The organism is Streptomyces sp. BBFR25, from assembly GCF_044590125.1.
GTDB lineage: Bacteria > Actinomycetota > Actinomycetes > Streptomycetales > Streptomycetaceae > Streptomyces > Streptomyces canus_D.
The window spans coordinates 7,200,741-7,219,275 of the sequence record NZ_CP172447.1 but is presented as its reverse complement, the minus strand read 5'-3'; the positions used below and the strand labels follow the sequence as shown (position 1 = coordinate 7,219,275).

Below are 18,535 nucleotides of genomic sequence, written 5' to 3'. Positions count from 1 at the left end.
GCTCCCTTCCCGTCCGCCCGCCTGACCCGTACGGGCGCCGCGAACGGGTGCGCTCCCGCGCCCGGCCCTAGGTTCGGGAACCAGGGCGAGCAAGGGAGCGCACGTGACCGACACGCGGACACCGCCCACCGAGCCGGGCGCGGCGCTGCTGCGCGCGGGACGGTATTTCCGGCCGGGCACCGCCGCACCCGACCTGCACAGCATCGGGCTGGTCGGCGGCCGGGAGTCGGACGCCTTCTACCGGGACCGCTGGAGCCACGACAAGGTCGTGACGTCGACGCACGGCGTGAACTGCACGGGTTCGTGCCGGTGGAACGTGTTCGTCAAGGACGGCATCATCACCTGGGAGACCCAGGCGACGGACTATCCGTCGGTCGGTCCCGACCGCCCCGAGTACGAGCCGCGCGGCTGCCCCCGGGGCGCCGCCTTCTCCTGGTACACCTACTCCCCCACCCGCGTGCGCTATCCGTATGTGCGCGGGGTGCTCCTGGAGATGTACCGGGAGGCGAAGGCGCGGCTGACGGACCCGGTGCTGGCGTGGGCCGACATCCAGGGCGACCCCGAGCGCCGCGGGCGTTACCAGCGGGCGCGGGGCAAGGGCGGTCTGGTCCGGGCGAGCTGGGACGAGGCGGTCGAGATGATCGCCGCCGCGCACGTGCACACGATCCGCACCCACGGCCCCGACCGCATCGCGGGGTTCTCGCCCATCCCCGCGATGTCGATGGTGTCGCACGCGGCGGGCGCCCGCTTCCACTCGCTGATCGGCGCCCCGATGCTGTCATTCTACGACTGGTACGCCGACCTGCCCGTGGCCTCCCCGCAGGTCTTCGGCGACCAGACGGACGTGCCGGAGTCCGGCGACTGGTGGGACGCCGCGTACCTGATCATGTGGGGCACGAACGTGCCGGTGACCCGCACGCCGGACGCGCACTGGATGGCGGAGGCCCGCTACCGGGGCCAGAAGGTCGTCGTGGTCTCGCCCGACTACGCCGACAACACCAAGTTCGCCGACCAGTGGCTGCACCCGCACCCCGGGACGGACGCCGCGCTGGCGATGGCGATGGGGCACGTGGTGCTCAAGGAGTTCTTCGTCGACCGTGTCACGCCGTTCTTCGACGACTACGTACGCCGCTTCACCGACCTGCCGTTCCTGGTGACGCTGACCGAGCGGGACGGCGCGTACGTCCCGGGCAAGTTCCTGCGCGCCGCCGACCTGGGGCAGGGCGGTGACGACGCCCACTGGAAGACGGTCGTCCTGGACGAGGCGACGGGCCGCGCGGTCGTCCCGAACGGCTCGCTGGGTTTCCGCTGGAACGAGGCCGACCAGGGGAAGTGGAACCTGGACCTGGGCGACGTACGCCCCCGGCTGAGCCTGCACGGCCATGAAATGGCGTCGGGCGTGGAGGTGCTGCTCCCGCGCTTCGACACCGAGGGCGGCCCGCACGGGCAGGGGCGCGGCGAGGTGCTGCGCCGCGGCGTGCCGGCCACGCGGCTCGGCGGGGCGACCGGACCGCTGGTGACGACGGTCTTCGACCTGCTCCTCGCCCAGTACGGCGTGGGGCGCCCGGACGTGCCGGGCGACTGGCCGGCGGCGTACGAGGACGCCGACGCGCCCGGGACCCCCGCCTGGCAGGAGACGCACACCTCGGTCCCGGCGGCGGCCTGTGTGCGGATCGCCCGGGAGTTCGCCCGGACGGCGGAGCGGTCCAAGGGCCGCTGCATGATCCTGATGGGCGCGGGCACCAACCACTGGTTCCACTCCGAGACCATCTACCGGGGCTTCCTCGCGCTGCTCCAGCTCACCGGCTGCCAGGGCCGCAACGGCGGCGGCTGGGCGCACTACGTCGGCCAGGAGAAGTGCCGTCCGGTGACCGGGTGGGCGTCGCTGGCCGCCGCGTCGGACTGGTCGCGCCCGCCGCGCCAGGCGATCGGCACCGGGTACTGGTACCTGCACACCGACCAGTGGCGCTACGACCGCTTCCGCGCCGACGTGCTGGCCTCGCCGCTGGGCGAGGGGCGGCTGGCCGGGATGGCGGGCGCGGACTGCCTCGCCCTGTCGGCGCGCACGGGCTGGATGCCCTCGTACCCGACCTTCGACCGCAACCCGCTGGAACTGGGCGAGGCGTTCGGCGACCCGGTCGCCAACGCGGTGGCCGAACTGCGCGCGGGCACCCTCAAGTTCGCGGGCGAGGACCCGGACGCGCCGGAGAACTGGCCGCGGATCGTGACCCTGTGGCGGGCCAACCTGCTCGGCTCGTCCGGCAAGGGCGCCGAGTACTTCACCAAGCACCTGCTGGGCACCCAGTCCTCGCTGCGCGCCGAGGAGGCCGCGCCCGGCGAGCGGCCCCGGGACGTGGTCTGGCACGAGGAGGCGCCGGAAGGAAAGCTCGACCTGCTGCTGTCGCTGGACTTCCGGCACACCTCGTCCACGCTGCTCTCCGACGTGGTGCTGCCCGCCGCGACCTGGTACGAGAAGCACGACCTGTCCAGCACGGACATGCACCCCTACGTGCACGCCTTCTCCCCCGCGGTGGACCCGCCGTGGCAGGCGCGCACCGACTTCGACACCTTCAAGCTCCTCGCCGAGAAGCTGAGCGAGCTGGCCCGGGACCACCTCGGGGTGCGCAAGGACCTGGTGGCGGCCCCGCTCCAGCACGACACCCCCGGCGAGATCGCCCAGCCGGGCGGTGTCGTACGGGACTGGCGGCGCGGGGAGTGCGAACCGGAGCCGGGGAAGACCATGCCGAACCTCGTCGTCGTGGAGCGCGACTACACGGCGATCGGGGCGAAGTTCGCGGCGCTGGGACCGCTGGTGGAGGCCAAGGGCCTGCCCGCCAAGGGCATCACCCTGAAGCCGGACCAGGAGGTGGCGCGGCTGCGCGACCTGAACGGCACGGTGCGCGGCGGCCCGGCCGACGGGCGTCCGGCGCTGGACACGGCGGTGAAGGCGGCCAACACCATCCTGGCGCTGTCCGGCACCACCAACGGGCGCCTGGCCACCCAGGGCTTCCACACGCTGGAGGCGAAGACCGGGCAGGAGATGGCCCACCTGGCCGCCGAGCACGAGGGCAAGCGGGTCACCTACGCCGACACCCAGGCGGCGCCCGTGCCGGTGATCACCTCGCCGGAGTGGTCGGGCAGCGAGGCGGGCGGGCGGCGCTACACGGCGTTCACGCTCAACACCGAGCACCTCAAGCCCTGGCACACCCTGACCGGGCGGCAGCACTTCTTCGTCGACCACGACTGGATGCACGAGCTGGGCGAGGCGCTGCCGGTGTACCGGCCGCCGCTGGACATGCACCGGCTGTTCGGCGAACCGCGACTCGGCCCCGACGGGGACCGCGAGGTGACGGTCCGCTACCTGACCCCGCACAACAAGTGGTCCATCCACTCCGAGTACCAGGACAACCTGTTCATGCTGGCGCTGTCCCGGGGCGGCCAGACCATCTGGATGTCGGCCGAGGACGCGGCGGCGATCGGGGTCGCCGACGACGACTGGATCGAGGCGGTCAACCGCAACGGCGTGGTGGTGGCCCGCGCGATCGTCTCGCACCGCATGCCGCCCGGCACGGTCTTCATGCACCACGCGCAGGAACGCACGGTCAACGTGCCGCTGACGGAGACGACCGGGAAACGCGGCGGCGTCCACAACTCGCTCACCCGCCTGCTCCTCAAACCGACCCATCTCATCGGCGGCTACGCCCAGTTGTCCTGGGCGTTCAACTACCTGGGCCCGACGGGCAACCAGCGTGACGAGGTGACGGTGATCCGGCGCCGCTCCCAGGAGGTCGAGTACTGATGCGCCCGATGGCCCAGGTCGCCATGGTCATGAACCTCGACAAGTGCATCGGCTGCCACACCTGTTCGGTCACCTGCAAGCAGGCGTGGACCAACCGGCGGGGCATGGAGTACGTCTGGTTCAACAACGTCGAGACCCGCCCCGGACAGGGCTACCCGCGCCGCTACGAGGACCAGGAGAAGTGGCGGGGCGGCTGGGAACTGAACCGGCGCGGCGCGCTGAAGCTCAAGGCGGGCGGCCGGTTCAAGAAGCTCGCCGGGATCTTCTCCAACCCCCGGCTCCCGGAGATCAAGGACTACTACGAGCCCTGGACGTACGACTACAAGAACCTCACCGACGCCCCGCTCGGCACCGACTACCCGGTCGCCCGGCCGGTCTCCCAGCTCGACGGCAAGCCGATGAAGATCGGCTGGTCCTCCAACTGGGACGACAGCCTGGGCGGCGCCCCCGCCTACGGCGACCTGGACCCGATGGTGGAGCGCACCCGGCAGCAGGCCTCGGAGAAGGTGCGGTTCGCGTACGAAGAGACGTTCATGTTCTACCTGCCGCGCATCTGCGAGCACTGCCTGAACCCGTCGTGCGTGGCGTCGTGCCCGTCCGGGGCGATGTACAAGCGCGCGGAGGACGGCATCGTCCTGGTCGACCAGGACCGCTGCCGGGGCTGGCGAATGTGCGTGACCGGCTGCCCGTACAAGAAGGTGTACTTCAACCACCGCACCGGCAAGGCGGAGAAGTGCACCTTCTGCTACCCGCGCATCGAGGTGGGCCAGCCCACCGTCTGCTCGGAGACCTGCGTCGGGCGGCTCAGATATCTGGGGGTCGTCCTCTACGACGCCGACAAGGTGACCGAGGCCGCCGAGACGCCCAACGAACACGACCTGTACGAGGCGCAGTTGGGCGTCTTCCTCGACCCCGAGGACCCCGGGGTGCGGCGGGCCGCCGAGGAGGCGGGCATCCCGTTCGACTGGATCGAGGCGGCCCGGCGCTCCCCCGTGCACGCGCTGGTCAGCAAGTACAGGGTCGCGCTGCCCCTGCACCCGGAGTACCGCACGATGCCGATGGTCTGGTACATCCCGCCGCTGTCGCCGGTGGTGGACGCGCTGACGGAGACGGGGCACGACGGCGAGGACGCGGACAACCTGTTCGGCGCGATCGACACGCTGCGCATCCCGCTGGAGTACCTGGCCGAGCTGTTCACGGCCGGTGACACCGGTCCGGTGCGGGCGTCGCTGGAGAAGCTGGCGGCGATGCGCGCCCACATGCGGTCGGTCAACCTCGGCGAGGACCCCGACCCGGCCGTCTGCGCGGGCGTCGGCATGCGCCCCGAGGAGGTCCAGGAGATGTACCGGCTGCTGGCGATCGCCAAGTACGAGGAGCGGTACGTGATCCCGACGGCGGCCGTCGGGGACGCGCACCGGCTGGAGGCGTCCGCGCTGCCGGACACGTGCAGCCTCGACACCGACGGCGGCCCCGGCATGGGCGGCGACGGGCCGTTCGGCCAGGACTCGGGACGCAGGCGGCTGCCGCTGGTGCCGGTGGAGAACTTCCACATCCTGCGCAGACGGCAGACCGCGGACGACGAGAGGGAGGTCTGATCCGATGCCCGGCTTCGAGGTGCTGTACCAGGCGGCGGCGCTCTGTCTGACGTATCCCGACGACGACTTCCGCGCCCGGCTGCCCCTGCTGCGCGAGGCGGCGCCGCAACTGCGCGGCTTCACCGACCACGCGACGGCGACCGGGCAGGGCGCGCTCCAGGCGCACTACGTGGAGGTCTTCGACTTCAAGAACCGGCACAGCCTGTACCTGAGCTGGTGGACCGACGGCGACACACGCAACCGCGGGATGTCCCTGGTCCGCTTCAAGGAGCTGTACCGCGCCCACGGCCTGGAGTTCACCGGCGAGGAGCTGCCGGACTTCCTGCCCGCGGTCCTGGAGTTCGTCTCCCGCACCGGGGACATGGAGATGCTCACCGAGCACCGCGACGCCCTGGAGCAGCTGCGCTCGCGGCTCACCGCCTTCGGCACGCCCTACGCGTGCGTCCTGGACGCCGTGTGCGCCACGCTGCCGCCCGCACCCACCGGAGCCCGCCGATGAACGTCTTCCTGTGGGGCGTCCTGCCCTACGCCGCCTTCGCGCTGCTCGTCGCGGGCCTGGTCTGGCGGCACCGCTACGACCGCTTCGGCTGGACGACGCGTTCGTCGCAGGTCTACGAGTCCAAACTGCTCAACATCGCCTCGCCGGTCTTCCACTACGGCATCCTGTTCGTGCTCGCCGGCCATCTGATCGGCCTGTTCGTCCCGGCGTCGTGGACCGAGTCCCTCGGCGTCAGCGAGCACGCGTACCACCTGTTCTCGCTCTACGGCGGCACCTTCGCCGGGGTCCTCGCGGTCGCCGGGATCGGCATCCTGATCTACCGCCGCCGCACCAACGCGCCGGTCTTCCGGGCCACCACGGCCAACGACAAGGTCATGTACGTCTTCCTGCTCGGCGCCCTGCTCCTCGGCATGATCGCCAAGCTGTCCGACACCTCGGGCGACGGCTACGACTACCGGAGCACCATCGCCCCGTGGTCGCGCAGCCTGTTCACGCTGAACCCGAGGACGGAGCTGATGGAGGGCGTCCCGGTGCTGTACCACGTGCACGCGGTGGTCGGGATGGTGCTGATCGCGCTGGTGCCCTACACCCGTCTGGTGCACATGTTCAGCGCGCCGCTTCAGTACCTGACCCGTCCGTACGTGGTCTACCGGTCGCGCGACCCCAGGCAGCTGGGGCCGCGCCCGGACCGGCGGGGCTGGGAGCGCACGGGCTCCTGACCCTCGCGGCTACCTGCCCGCCACCACTTCCGGTCGCAGCATCAGGGCACGGAGCTGCTCACGGGTGAGCGGCGGGGTCCGCAGCAGGGGGCCGAGCTGTCCGTGGCCGCGGTACCCGGCGCTGTCGCGGACGAACAGGGCCCGGCCGTCCGGGAGCACGAGCCGGCCGGTGAGTTCCTCGCCCCACTCCGGGCCGTCCTCGTTCCGCTCCCCCGGCTGCCGCCAGATGGTCAGCACCCGGCCGCCGGACAGTTCCTCGCGCACGCAGTCGGTGCGCGGGGGCTCGGTGCCGCTCGGCACGCAGAGGTCGTGGGCAGGGTCCTGCCCGTCGGGGAACTTGGCCTCCAGGTACCTCCGGTCGCGCAGGGCGACCCCGAGGTAACCGACCCCGTCCGCCCGGCGGACGGCGTACCAGCCGTCCAGAGCGCCCTGGGACTCCCCGCTGGTGGCGGCGTCCAGATCCGCGCCCTTCAGCAGCACGGCCAAGGAGACCTCCTCGACCTCCCCGGCGTCGGCGGGCAGCAGCCCGGCGAGCCTCTGCTCCCGCCCGGAGCCACCGGTCAGTTCGGTGTGCTCCGGAGCGGCGGCGGAGGGGGAAGCGGTGGCGGACGCCCGGTCCGCCCCGCCGGAGGGTACGGCGGACACGGTGAACACCGCGCCGGCCACGACGGCCAACGCCCCACCGGCCACCGCCGCCCGGCGCCTGCGGCGCACTCTGGCCGCCTCGGCGAACACCGCCGCCGTGTCGAACGAGGGACCGCCGGCCTCCTCGGCGGCCCGGGCGAGCAGGTCACGCACCTCGTCGTCCTTGGCGTCGCTCATACGAACTCCTTCCCCACCTGGGCGCGGAGAGCCGCCAGCCCTCGGGCCGTGTGGCTCTTCACCGTGTTCTCCCGCATCCCGAGCACCGCGGCGGTCGCCTCGACGCTCTGGTCCTCCCAGTAGCGCAGCACCAGGACGGCCCGCTGCCGCGGGGTGATGCGGGCCAGCGCCTCCCGCACCACCATCCCGGTCTCCGAGTCGGGCTCGGGAGCCGCCCGTTCGGGCAGCTCCCCGTACGCGTGCTCACGCCGCCAGAACCGGCGTCTGCCCTCGATGAAGGTGTTGAACAGCGTCTTGCGGGCGTACGCCTCGACGTTGTCCAGCTTCTGCAGGCGCCGCCAGCCGAGCACGACCTTGACCAAGGTCGTCTGCACCAGGTCCTCCGCCTCGTGGCGGTTGCCGCACATCAGGTAGGCGCTCCTGAAGAGCGCCAGGCGTCTGTCCCGGACGAAGTCGTGCAGCGCGTCCTCACCGCGGTCCACCCCACCCCCCTTTCCCCACCCGCCCGCGCGGACGGTCTCACCGTTCAAGTGCGGTGGCCCGCGCTCCTGGTTGCGGCCCGGGCCGTCGAATCGGGCGGCGGAAAAGGCGACGGCCGTCGCAACGTCCCGCGCCCGCCACCGCACTGAGAAGGAGTGCAGACGTCGAACACCGAGAGCGCAGCGGGAGAAGTCAGTATGAGTGGAACACGCCTCCGAACGAGAACCGCCTTCGCGGCCCTGGCCCTGGCCGCGGTCACCGTGCCGGCCGCCACGGCGCACGCCGACGCCCGGTGGTCCGCCACGGACCTGACGCGGGTGGGCGACGCGGCGCTGACCGGCGTCACCAGGGTGGACGGCGACACCACCTGGGCCTACGGGGTCCGGGTCGCCCGGGAGGGCAAGGTCGAGCGCAGGACGCCGCTGCTGCTCGCCCACGACGACGGTGGGAAGTCCTGGCGGGAGATCCCGATGCAGGGGTTCGCCGACCGCTCCAACCAGGTCAGCGCGATCGACGCGGTGTCACAGGACGACGCCTGGATGGTCGGTGCCTACGAGGAGCCCCGGGGCGTCTTCCTCACCCAGCACTGGGACGGCGCCGAGTGGCGGGTGGTCGACGCCCCGGCACCCGAGGGGAAGCGACTCGCCGGCGGCGGACTGCTGGACGTGTCGGTGCGGGCCTCGGACGACGTGTGGGCGGTCGGCTGGCTCATCGTCGTCGACAGCGAGGTACCCGATCCCGACAAGCCCGGGGGGGGCATCCAGGAGACGCACGCGGAGGCGATGGTGCAGCACTGGGACGGCGAGGCGTGGCACATCGTGCCGGTACCGGACGCCACCTCGCTGTGGACGTACTCCGTCACCGCCCTCGCCGACGACGACGTGTGGGTCTCCGGCTACACCTCGGACGACCGGCCCGCGATGCTGCACTACGACGGCACTTCCTGGTCCCGCGTACCGGTCCCCTACGACGGGGTCAACGGCGAACTCGTCGACCTGGAGGCCCGCGGGCCGAACGACGTCTGGGCGGCCGGGAGGAAGCTGAACGACGACGAGGACACGGGACACGCCCTGCTCGCGCACTGGAACGGCCGCTCCTGGAAGCAGGTGCCCGCACCCGCCGACGCCGGTCGCGTGAACGACCTGACCCTCGCGCCCTCCGGTGTGGCGGTCACCGGGGAACAGCGGGACGGCACACCGTACGTGATGCGGCTGCGCGATGGCCGCTGGTCGCAGCCCTCCGTGCCACCGGGCGGTACGGACGGCAGCCGGTACCTGAGCGGAGTGGCCTGGACCCCGCGGGGCGTCACCGCCGTCGGCTACGACCTGGGGGCGACGGGCCTTCCCAGCCCGTTGCTGGTGACCGGCGGGCGCTGACCGTCGGCCGCGCAGGACCGACCGCGCCCTCCAGCGCTGCGCGTGAGCGTGCTGGAGGGCGCGGGGCGTCGAGGTCAGGCGAGCTTGGCCGTCAGGGTGATGGTCGTGCCGGTCAGGGCCTGGCTGACCGGGCAGTTCTTCTTGGCGTCCTCGGCGGCGGCGACGAACGCGTCGTTGTCGAGGCCGGGGACGGTGCCCTCCACGGTGAGGTGGATGCCCTTGATGCCCTCACCCGGCTGGAAGGTCACGTCGGCGGAGGTGGTGAGCTTGGTGGGCGGGGTGCCGGCGCCGGCCAGGCCGTGCGACAGCGCCATGGAGAAGCAGCTGGAGTGGGCGGCGGCGATCAGCTCTTCCGGGCTGGTCTTGCCGTTCGCCTGCTCGGCGCGCGACGGCCACGACACCGGCTGCTCGCCGATGCCGGACGAGTCGAAGGTGACGACACCGTTGCCCTCGAGCAGGTTGCCTTCCCAGACGGTGTGTGCGGAGCGCGTGGTTGCCACGGCGGGTCCTCTCGAATTCGCTTGCTGTAGCGGGGTGGTAGGAGCCCGTGTCCGGGTTCCCACCCCCATCCGATCACACTACGGCTCAGCTCACTCGGAAGACCGGCCCTCGGGCGGTGAACGGCAGTCGCGCGCCCTGCGGAATCAGGTAGGCGTGCTCGCGCCGCACCCGCAGGACGTCGCACCAGCCGTCGGTGATGACGAGGACCGGCGCGGTGGGCGGGAAGTCGTCGGCGCGCAGCAGCAGATCGACGCCGGGCTGGAGGACGGTGCCGCCCCGGCCGTGCACCCGGACACGTCCGGCGATGTCCGTCACGGGCAGGTACCCGGCGTCGTGCGGCGCGGCGTCGCAGAACACGACGCGGGCGGCGGGCACGTCGCGGGCCTCGGCGTAGGAGGCGATGGCGCCGAGCGCCTTGCCCAGCAGGGTGCGGTCCATGGAGCCGGAGGTGTCCAGGACGACGCCGAAGGTGCACCGGGCAATCTCTTCCGGCGGGAAGTACCGCCCGGCGCGCGGGATGTCGGGGGTGGCGGCCTGGCGCCGCGAGGGGCGCGCGTACGACCGGACCGGCTCGGGGCGGGGCACGAACTCGTCGAACCAGCGGGCGAGGCGGGCGTCCCAGGGCAGCGGCGGGTGGCTGAGGGCGCGGATCTCCTCGATCAGTCCGCCGGGCAGGAAGCCGCGCTCCTGCTGCTGGTGGAGGTCGAAGCCCTGGGCCAGGCCCCGGCGGTAGAAGCCGTCGAGGTCGACGTAGTCGCGGGGCGCGCCGAGCGGGGCGCCGAGGACGTCGCCGACGCCCTTGCCGCGCAGGGTGGACAGGCGGCGCATGCGGCGCAGGTCGACGGCGATGCGGTCGTAGACCTCCTCGGCGGACAGCCCGGCCAGCTCCGGGTCGTGCAGCAGGCCCTCGGGCATGGTGCCGACCCGCATCTCGACGAGCCAGCCGTTGACGACGTAGTCGCAGGCGACGTTGAACAGGTACGGGTCGCGGGTGCGGCAGCGGTCGCCGTGGCGCAGGGCGGCGTGCAGCATCTCGTGGGCGAGGATGAAGCGCCATTCCTCGTCGTCGTACCGGCGCAGCGGGTTGACGTAGATCTCGCCGGCCTCGGCGTTGACGGCGGCGACGGAGATGCCGTGGGCGCGGGCCAGTTCGGCGTCGGCGACGAGGGTGATGCCGGAGGCGATGCCGCCGAGCAGCGGGTAGGACGAGACGAACCAGCTCAGGGCCTGCTGCCAGGGGTGCAGGCGGGTGGGGCCGCCGAGCATGGCGTCGCGGCGGCCGCCCGCGAGGTCGAGGGCGGTGGACATGGTGCGGGTCAGGGCGTGGGCGAAGGCGAGCTGCCAGTCGGGGACCTGGAGGTTCCAGCCGTCCCAGGGGACGAGCAGCTGGTCGGGCTCGCCGCCCGCGGTGCCGCAGTGCTCGTAGGCGGCCGGGATGCCGCCCTCGCGGCGCCAGGCGGCGGCGATGCGCTCCTCGTCGCCGTCGGGGTAGGTCGGCGGCAGGTGGTCGGGGGTGCGGCCGACCGGGAAGGTCTGGAGGAAGCGGTTGACGACGGTGCAGCGGGCGGCGAGGTCGTAGCGGTCCGGCGGGACGCGCTCGCCGTTGGCGGCGGGCACGTGGCCGAAGCCGAGGTGGATCAGGGCGTGGGCGATGGCCCAGGCCCAGTCGGCGGGTTCGGCGTGGCGGGTGGGGTGCAGGTGGACCCGGCCGTTGGAGCTGACGCGGACCAGTCCCTGCCGGGGCGCGACCTTGCACTCCTCCTCCCGGCAGAGCTTGACCTCCATGGCCGCGAGGGCCGGGTTGGCCCACACCAGCTGCACGCCCTTGGCGCAGTCCTCGGCGGCCGGGTCCTTCTTCTTCTGCTGTTGCTTCTGCTTGCGGGCGCGGCTCACCGGCGGGCCTCGACCAGCCGGGGCATGTCGCGGGCGGCCTCGACCAGGAACCAGGCGGGCAGCAGCGGGTTGCCGTGGGCGTCGGAGGCGATGACGCTCTGGGCGACCTCGACGGAGATCTCGGCGAGCTGTACGAGCAGCGACTTGGCGCGGTACGCGGTCTGGCGGCCGTTCGCCGACATGTGCTCCTTGCTCGCGGGCAGTTCCTTGACCAGGCGGCCGCGGAAGGACTCGGCGAGGTAGTAGAGCAGGTCGCGGTCCTGGAGGCGGCTGGGCCAGCGGGCCTCGCCCTTGAGGATCGCCTCGATGCCGAACCGGCTGCGGACGATCTTGACGTAGCCGCAGAAGGCGGTCGCGTGGGCCGGGGTGAGGGTGCCGTGCGCGAGGACCTTCAGGGTCTCCTCGTCGAGGTCCTGCCCGAAGGAGTGCAGGGCGTCGGAGAGCATGTGCCAGGAGCGCGGGGTGGAGAACGGCTCCTCGGTCTTGGGCGGCTTGGACCACAGGTGGTCGGGGCGGTCGGTGAGGTGGTCGGTGATCCAGGGGTGGATGCCGTGCTCGGCGGCCCAGAGCAGCCAGTCCTTCGCGGAGGCGTCCAGGTGGACGTGGGTGAGGCGGTTGACCAGCGCGGAGGCGAGGGGGCGGGCCAGCGCGTTGTCGGTGGCCCGGTTCCCGGCGCCGATGACGATGGAGCCCTTGGGGAGTTCGTAGTTCCCGATGCGGCGGTCCAGGATGAGCGAGTAGAACGCCTTCTGCACGTCCGGGGTGGCCGCGTTCAGCTCGTCCAGGAAGAGGCAGTACGGCTCGTCGCGGGCGATGGACTCCGGCGGGCAGAACACCGACCGGCCGTCGCGGATCTGCGGGACACCGATCAGGTCCTCCGGCGCGAGCTGCGTGCCGAGCAGGCTCACACACTCCAGGCCCAGCGACTCGGCGAAGTTCCTCACCAGGGAGGACTTGCCGATGCCGGGTGCGCCCCACAGGAACACCGGCCGCACGGTGGCGAGGCCGAGCAGCAGTTCCGGGAGGCGGGCGGGAGTGACGGTGACGGCTGCCTGCACGCAGGGGCTCCTCGGGCTGCTGTTCGAAGCGGACCCGCACCAGTGTGGGCGTGACGGGGCCCGTACGCAGCCGAATTACCGCGCGGCGGGTCCGTCCTGCCGCCGCCTGCGGGCCGCCATCACCGCGTACACCAGTACGCCCGCGAAGAGGAACAGCACACCCTGGTAGACCGCCGCGTAACCGGCGCCCGCGACCAGCCACAGGGAGAAGGCCGCCGCGACCGCCGCGATCACACCGTCCCGCGCCAGGCGCGCCCGGTCGACCTTCTCGCCCTGCCCGGAGACCAGGTGGAAGATCTGGGCGGCCGTGGCCAGCAGGTACGGCACGGTGGCGGTGAAGGTGGTGACCAGTACCAGGACCTCGAAGACCTTCGCCGAGCCGGACGTGTAGTTGTAGACGGTGAGCAGCGAGGCGAGGACGACGGTGACGCCGACGCCCACGGTGGGCACCCCGCGCCGCCTGCGCGCGAACGCGGCCGGGAAGAGGCCGTCCCGGGCCGCCGCGTACGGGGTCTGGGCGCTGAGCAGGGTCCAGCCGTTGAGGCAGCCGGTCATCGAGACCAGGGCGGCCAGCGCGACGGCCCAGCCGCCCCAGGCGCCGCCGAACATGGCGTTCACGGCGTCCGAGAAGGGGGCGTCCGAGGTGACCAGGCGGTCGTGGGCGACGGTGCCGAAGACCGAGAGGGTGCCGAGGAGGTAGACCAGGGCGGCGCCCGCGGTGCCGATGACCGTGGCCCGGCCGACGGTGCGGCGGGGGTCCTTGACCTCGCCGGCGCTGACGGCGGCGGACTCCACGCCGAGGTAGGAGAAGAGCAGGATCGCGGCGGCGGCGGAGACCGCGCCGATGCCGCTGGAGCCGCTCGCGTTGAACGGACCGAGGTTGTCCGGGTCGAAGAAGAACAGCCCGCCGACCGCGACGAGCAGCAGCGGCGCGAACTTCAGCACGGTGGAGACGAGCTGCACGGCGCCGACATAGCGGGTGCCCGCGAAGTTGGCGAGCGCGGGCAGCCACTGGATGGCGAGTGCGGCCAGGCACGCCGTCCAGCGGTGGTCGTTCACCGGGATCAGGACGTCGAGGTAGCCGACGGCGGCGACGGCGAGGGCCGCGTTGGACACCCAGGTGGTGATCCAGTACGCCCAGGCGGCGAGGAACCCGGCGAAGTCGCCGAAGGCCTCGCGGGCGTAGACGTAGGGGCCGCCGGTGCGCGGGTCGCGGGCGGCGAGGCGGCCGAAGACCAGCGCGAGCGCGATGGCGCCGACGGTCAGGACGCCGAAGGCGAGCAGGCTGATGGTGCCGAAGGGGGCGACGGAGGCCGGGAGCAGGAAGATGCCGCCGCCGATGATGTTTCCCATGACCAGGGCGGTGGCGACGGGGAGCCCGAAGCGGCGGGCGTGCCGGCCGCTGCCAGGGGCGGGGTCGGCGGGAGCGGTGGGGTCGGGGGCCGCGGGGGTCGCCTGCGGTTCCGGAGCCGGTGGGGGGACGGTCCCGGTGACGTGCATGGGGTGGTGCGCCTCTCATGGAACGGGGCCCGGGATCGCCGGACGCGCCCATGGTCGGGCACGGTCCGGCGCCGCTCCAAATCAGGCGCTTTTGTCCTGCACGAACCCGTCCGCGACGGGAAAAGGTGCGCTGTCCGCGACGTTCGGCCGCGAATCGTCCGCCGGGTCCACGGGCACCTGCGGGCCGTTCGACTCGCGCAGCCAGCGCCGCAGCACCCGGTGGACGTGTTCGGCGCCGGCGATCTCCGCGTCCTCGGCGACCGGCGGGGACAGGACGACCGGCGACAGCAGGAAGGCGTGCGACTGGGCGCCGCCGAGCCCACCGTGCGAGCCGATCTGCTCCTCGAAGGCGAGGACCTCGCCGTCGACCGGATCGTGGAAGGAATTGACCATGACGTCGGCGGTGTGCGGGAAGGAGTGCGTGCGGCGTACGGCGTCGGCGGCACCGGGCCCGAAGGGGGCGAGCGGCCCGGGGTCCTCGTCGAGCCGGTCCAGGGGCACCTCGGCGCCGCGCGCGCCGAGCACGACACCGCCGTGTTCCTCGCTGCGCACCAGCAGGAAGCCGATGCCGGGGTGGTTGGCGAGGGTCGGCAGCAGGGCGGGGTGGCGGGCGTCGATCTCCTCCCGGGTCATCCGGTGCGGGACGTCCGGGAAGGAGACCAGCCCCAGGTTGCCGGAGGCCAGCACGATCGGCTCGGAACGGCGCCCGGTGGGGGTGTCGGCGGGCCGCTGCTGCTCGGCGCCCTCCTCGACGGGGCGGTGCAGGGCGGCCCGTACGGTGTTGCGCGCCTCGGCGCCGCTGCGGGTGCGCCGGGCACTGCGCGGCACGGGCAGTCCGCAACCCGCCCGCACCAGGTCGGCGAGGGTCAGGCCGTAGCGCGCGCGGAAGGTCTCGCCGGGGCTCTGGCCGTGATCGGACAGGAGCACGATCCGGTACGAGCGGGGGGCGTGCTCGGCGACCTTCTCGATCAGGGCGAGGGACCGGTCGAGCCGCTGGAGGACCTTGGCGGCGTCCCGGCCGCCCGGCCCGGAGTGGTGCGCGACCTCGTCGTAGGCCACCAGGTCCGCGTAGACGGCGGTGCGGCCGGCGAGCATGTCGCCCATGACCGCGGCGACGACGACGTCGCGTTCGACGACGGTCGCGAAGGCGCGCACGAAGGGGTAGAGACCGCCGCGGGAGACCCGCGGGCGGACCTTGTGGACGCGGGCGCGGGTGGACTGGCCGATCTCCCGGCACACCTCGGCGACGAAGGACATCGCGGTGCGCACGGCGTTGGCGGGGTCGGAGAAGTAGGCGAAGTAGCCCGACCTGGAGCGGGTCTCGCGGCTGCGGCGGCGGGTGGCTATGGACAGCACGAGGGCCTGCTCGTCGGCGCCGCCGCCGAACAGGTTGCCGCGGCTGGCGCCGTCGAGGCTGAGCAGTCCGCCGTCGCCGGTGCGCCGGACGGCGCGGTACTGGAGTTCGGCGGCGCTGGTCGGGCGGTTGCAGACCATGACCTCGCCGCTGTCCTTCTCGTACCAGCGGAACGCGGGGACGTCGTGGTTGCTGCCGTGCAGGATGCCGAGCTGGCTGGCGCCGGTCTGGCTGGACCAGTCGGTGCGCCACGGGGCGAGCCGGTGGGTCGCGGAGGTGCCGGTGCGGCCGAGCCAGCGGGCGACGGTGGGCATGGCGCCGCGGTCGACGGCGTCGAGCAGGACGTCGTGGCCGACGCCGTCCAGCTGGAGGAAGACGGTGCCGGGGCCCGCCGGGCAGGGCGGGCCGGATCTGCGGCGGCGGTCGGCGAGGCGGTACAGGCGGCGCCGGTAGGCGTCGTCGTCGCGCACGGCCAGCGCACCGCCGGTGGCGGAGGCCACGGCGGACATGACGGCGGCCACCACGACCGCCGTCTCCGGGGCGACGCCGCCGCGTCCGGCCGGGTTGACGTCGATCGCGAGGAGCAGCAGCCCGCCGTTGAGGAAGAAGACCAGCAGACCGAGGACGAGGGCCGGCACCAGGAGCAGCAGGCGGACCATGAGCGGCCAGACCAGGGCGGACAGGAGGCCGAAGGCTCCGGCGCCGACCGCGGCGGTCATGGCGATGTCGGTCGCGCTGTCCCCGTCGGGCGACTGGAGCCGGAAGTCGGGCAGGATCCCGGCGAGCACGAGCATGGTGACGGTGGAGACGGCCCACACCGTGACACTCCGCCCCATCTGACTGGCGACCCGGCGCCAACGCCCTCCACCCACGCTCCGCACACCTCACGTCCCGGCCCGTCGTCCGTGCGGGCCGTGTCCACCCTGCCACAACGCTCCGGAGTGCCCGTTTGTCCCCCCGGGTCCGGTTCACACCCGCGCGACGGCGGTCAGCGGCCGTCGTACCCGGCCGTCGGCATCGAGAGCCTGCGGTGCACGCACGCCTTCATCCGGGCGTCGTACGAGGGTTCCGCGTGGCCGACGGTCTCGACGCGGACGCCGCGCCGCGCGCACTCCGTGGTGAAGTCGTCGACGGAGGACAGCGCGCTCTCCAGCACCCGGCGGCTGGGCGCCACGAACAGGTCCTGGCCGGGGCGCACTCCGTCCCACAGGGCGTCGTGGTCGTGCCGCAGACCGCGCACCAGCAGCTGTCTGGCGACGACGTAGCCGTGCTCCGCCGCCCAGTGGGCGCACATGGCGTGCTGGCTGCGGGAGTCGACCAGGAAGGGGTCGTCGTCCAGCTGTTCCAATGGCGTCAGACTCGCGATCGCCGTCACCCGCACCGGCCTCATGGTGTCCCCCCTCACCTCCCGTCACCTCCCGTTTTCGCCGCCGACCCTACTCCTGGACGTAGGCTTCGGGGAGTCGCGCGAAGGAGGCAAAGAGGTGCCGGTGGAGCTCACGTGGTGGGGTCACGCCACCTGCACGGTCGAGGATTCGGGCATCCGTGTGCTCACCGATCCCCTGTTCGTCCGCCGGCTCGCCCATCTGCGTCGCAGGCGGGGCGCGGTGCCGCCGCCTGCGGCGTGGCGCGCGGACGTGGCGCTGATCTCCCATCTGCACGCCGACCACCTGCATGTGCCGTCGCTCGCGCGGCTCGCGCCGGGCACGCGCCTGCTCGTGCCCCGGGGCGCACGACGGGCGGTGCCGGGGTTGCGTCGGCTGGGGCACCTGGAGCTGACCGAGGTGGTGCCGGGTGACGAGGCGAGCGTCGGTGACCTGCGCATACGAGCGGTCCCCGCGCGGCACGACGGGCGACGGCTGCCGGTCGGACGGCACCGCGCCCCCGCGCTCGGCTATGTCGTCGAGGGCGAGGCGCGGACGTACTTCGCCGGGGACACCGGGCTGTTCGACGGCATGGAGGAGGAGGTCGGGCCGGTCGACGCCGCGCTGCTGCCGGTGGGCGGCTGGGGCCCCTATCTGGGCGCGGAGCACCTGGACCCGGGGCGGGCGGCCGAGGCGCTGGCCCGGCTGGCGCCGCGCACGGCGGTGCCGGTGCACTACGGCACGTACTGGCCGATCGGGATGGACGCCGTGCGCCCCCACGAGTTCCACACGCCGGGCGAGGAGTTCGTGCGCCTGTCGGCGCTGCGCGCGCCGGGCGTGGCGGTGCACCGGCTGGGGCACGGCGAGAGTGTGCGGGTGGAGGTCGCGCGGTGAGCTGGCTGGGGGCCGCGACGCTGAACATACCGACGGAGCCGACGCAGCAGGCGCTCGGCTATCCGTCGCTGTTCCTGCTGGTGCTGATCGGGGCGCTGGTGCCGGTGGTGCCGACGGGGGCGCTGGTGAGTTCGGCGGCGGTGGTGGCGATGCACCAGACGCTGCCGTTCGCCATGCTGATGGTGTTCGCCACGGCGTCGCTGGCCGCGTTCTGCGGGGACATGGCGCTGTACTGGCTGGGCCGGCGCGGGGTGGGCTCGAAGAACGGCTCGCGCTGGCTGGAGGCGATCCGGTCCCGGGCGCCGGAGGACCGGCTGGAGCAGGCGCAGGACAAGCTCGCCGAGCACGACGTCGCGGTGCTGGTGCTCTCCCGGCTGGTGCCGGCGGGCCGGATCCCGGTGATGCTGGCCTGTCTGCTGGCGGAGTGGCCGCTGCGCCACTTCGCGCGCGGCAACCTGCCGGCCTGTCTGGCCTGGGCACTGACGTACCAGCTGATCGGGGTGCTGAGCGGCGCCCTGTTCAGCAAGCCGTGGGAGGGCGTGGCCGCGGCGATCGCCCTCACGGTACTGGTCAGCGCCGCCCCGGGCGTATGGCGACGCTTCCGCCGCCCGGCAAAGGCGTAGGCCTCCGGCGGTTGGCGCGAGGCTCCGCGGCGGCCCCACGGAGACCTGGCGGCGGTCC

General features: G+C 72.9%; 15 protein-coding genes. 7 read left to right on the top strand and 8 right to left on the bottom strand.

Going from position 1 to position 18,535, the window contains the following annotated elements:
* The first annotated feature begins 103 nt into the window (after nt 1-103).
* Genes ACGH52_RS32425 through narI form a run of 4 tightly spaced genes read left to right on the top strand, consistent with a single transcriptional unit; the run spans nt 104 to nt 6,612 of the window.
* Nucleotides 104-3,799, top strand: a complete 3,696-nt coding sequence (locus tag ACGH52_RS32425) for a nitrate reductase subunit alpha (RefSeq protein ID WP_399944490.1) — start codon at nt 104-106, stop codon at nt 3,797-3,799.
* The gene (narH, locus tag ACGH52_RS32420) at nt 3,799-5,394 is read left to right on the top strand and encodes a nitrate reductase subunit beta (protein ID WP_121701500.1); all 1,596 of its coding nucleotides are present in this window, start codon (nt 3,799-3,801) and stop codon (nt 5,392-5,394) included. The genes ACGH52_RS32425 and narH overlap by 1 nt, the downstream gene beginning before the upstream one ends.
* A 4-nt stretch (nt 5,395-5,398) precedes the next feature.
* A complete protein-coding gene (gene narJ, locus ACGH52_RS32415; RefSeq protein ID WP_059300125.1) occupies nt 5,399-5,893 on the top strand; it encodes a nitrate reductase molybdenum cofactor assembly chaperone in 495 nt (164 codons plus the stop codon).
* On the top strand, nt 5,890-6,612 hold the full coding sequence (gene narI / locus ACGH52_RS32410) for a respiratory nitrate reductase subunit gamma (RefSeq protein ID WP_059300124.1): 723 nt from the start codon (nt 5,890-5,892) through the stop codon (nt 6,610-6,612). The genes narJ and narI overlap by 4 nt, the downstream gene beginning before the upstream one ends.
* 9 nt (nt 6,613-6,621) lie before the next feature.
* Here narI and ACGH52_RS32405 read toward each other — a convergent pair whose 3' ends face one another.
* A complete protein-coding gene (locus ACGH52_RS32405; RefSeq protein ID WP_399944485.1) occupies nt 6,622-7,434 on the bottom strand; it encodes a hypothetical protein in 813 nt (270 codons plus the stop codon).
* Complete coding sequence (locus tag ACGH52_RS32400) at nt 7,431-7,916, bottom strand: SigE family RNA polymerase sigma factor (RefSeq protein WP_059300122.1); 486 nt, start codon at nt 7,914-7,916, stop codon at nt 7,431-7,433. Before ACGH52_RS32400 ends, ACGH52_RS32405 begins: the two co-directional genes overlap by 4 nt.
* 195 nt (nt 7,917-8,111) lie before the next feature.
* On the opposite strand from ACGH52_RS32400, the gene ACGH52_RS32395 reads away from it, so the two are divergent.
* The gene (locus ACGH52_RS32395) at nt 8,112-9,290 is read left to right on the top strand and encodes a hypothetical protein (RefSeq protein ID WP_399944482.1); all 1,179 of its coding nucleotides are present in this window, start codon (nt 8,112-8,114) and stop codon (nt 9,288-9,290) included.
* Nucleotides 9,291-9,364: 74 nt separating this feature from the next.
* Here ACGH52_RS32395 and ACGH52_RS32390 read toward each other — a convergent pair whose 3' ends face one another.
* The 6 genes from ACGH52_RS32390 to ACGH52_RS32365 form a co-directional block, all read right to left on the bottom strand.
* Nucleotides 9,365-9,790 (bottom strand): OsmC family protein, encoded by a 426-nt coding sequence (locus ACGH52_RS32390; RefSeq protein ID WP_043377849.1) that lies wholly within the window; start codon nt 9,788-9,790, stop codon nt 9,365-9,367.
* A gap of 85 nt (nt 9,791-9,875) precedes the next feature.
* Nucleotides 9,876-11,684: a hypothetical protein gene (locus ACGH52_RS32385; RefSeq protein ID WP_399944478.1), complete on the bottom strand. Its 1,809-nt coding sequence runs from the start codon at nt 11,682-11,684 to the stop codon at nt 9,876-9,878.
* Nucleotides 11,681-12,742, bottom strand: a complete 1,062-nt coding sequence (locus tag ACGH52_RS32380) for an ATP-binding protein (protein ID WP_121700818.1) — start codon at nt 12,740-12,742, stop codon at nt 11,681-11,683. The genes ACGH52_RS32385 and ACGH52_RS32380 overlap by 4 nt, the downstream gene beginning before the upstream one ends.
* Nucleotides 12,743-12,817: 75 nt before the next feature.
* Nucleotides 12,818-14,242, bottom strand: coding sequence for an amino acid permease (locus ACGH52_RS32375; RefSeq protein ID WP_059300118.1), 1,425 nt, complete (start codon nt 14,240-14,242; stop codon nt 12,818-12,820).
* An 81-nt stretch (nt 14,243-14,323) separates the two neighbouring features.
* On the bottom strand, nt 14,324-16,432 hold the full coding sequence (locus tag ACGH52_RS32370) for a phage holin family protein (protein ID WP_399946954.1): 2,109 nt from the start codon (nt 16,430-16,432) through the stop codon (nt 14,324-14,326).
* Between the two features lie 152 nt (nt 16,433-16,584).
* Nucleotides 16,585-16,986: a hypothetical protein gene (locus tag ACGH52_RS32365; protein WP_121700914.1), complete on the bottom strand. Its 402-nt coding sequence runs from the start codon at nt 16,984-16,986 to the stop codon at nt 16,585-16,587.
* A 94-nt stretch (nt 16,987-17,080) separates the two neighbouring features.
* On the opposite strand from ACGH52_RS32365, the gene ACGH52_RS32360 reads away from it, so the two are divergent.
* Complete coding sequence (locus ACGH52_RS32360) at nt 17,081-17,854, top strand: MBL fold metallo-hydrolase (protein ID WP_059300115.1); 774 nt, start codon at nt 17,081-17,083, stop codon at nt 17,852-17,854.
* Nucleotides 17,851-18,477 carry a DedA family protein gene (locus ACGH52_RS32355; protein WP_121700915.1) on the top strand — a complete coding sequence of 209 codons (627 nt, stop codon included), beginning with the start codon at nt 17,851-17,853 and terminating at the stop codon, nt 18,475-18,477. The genes ACGH52_RS32360 and ACGH52_RS32355 overlap by 4 nt, the downstream gene beginning before the upstream one ends.
* The last annotated feature ends 58 nt before the right edge of the window (nt 18,478-18,535 follow it).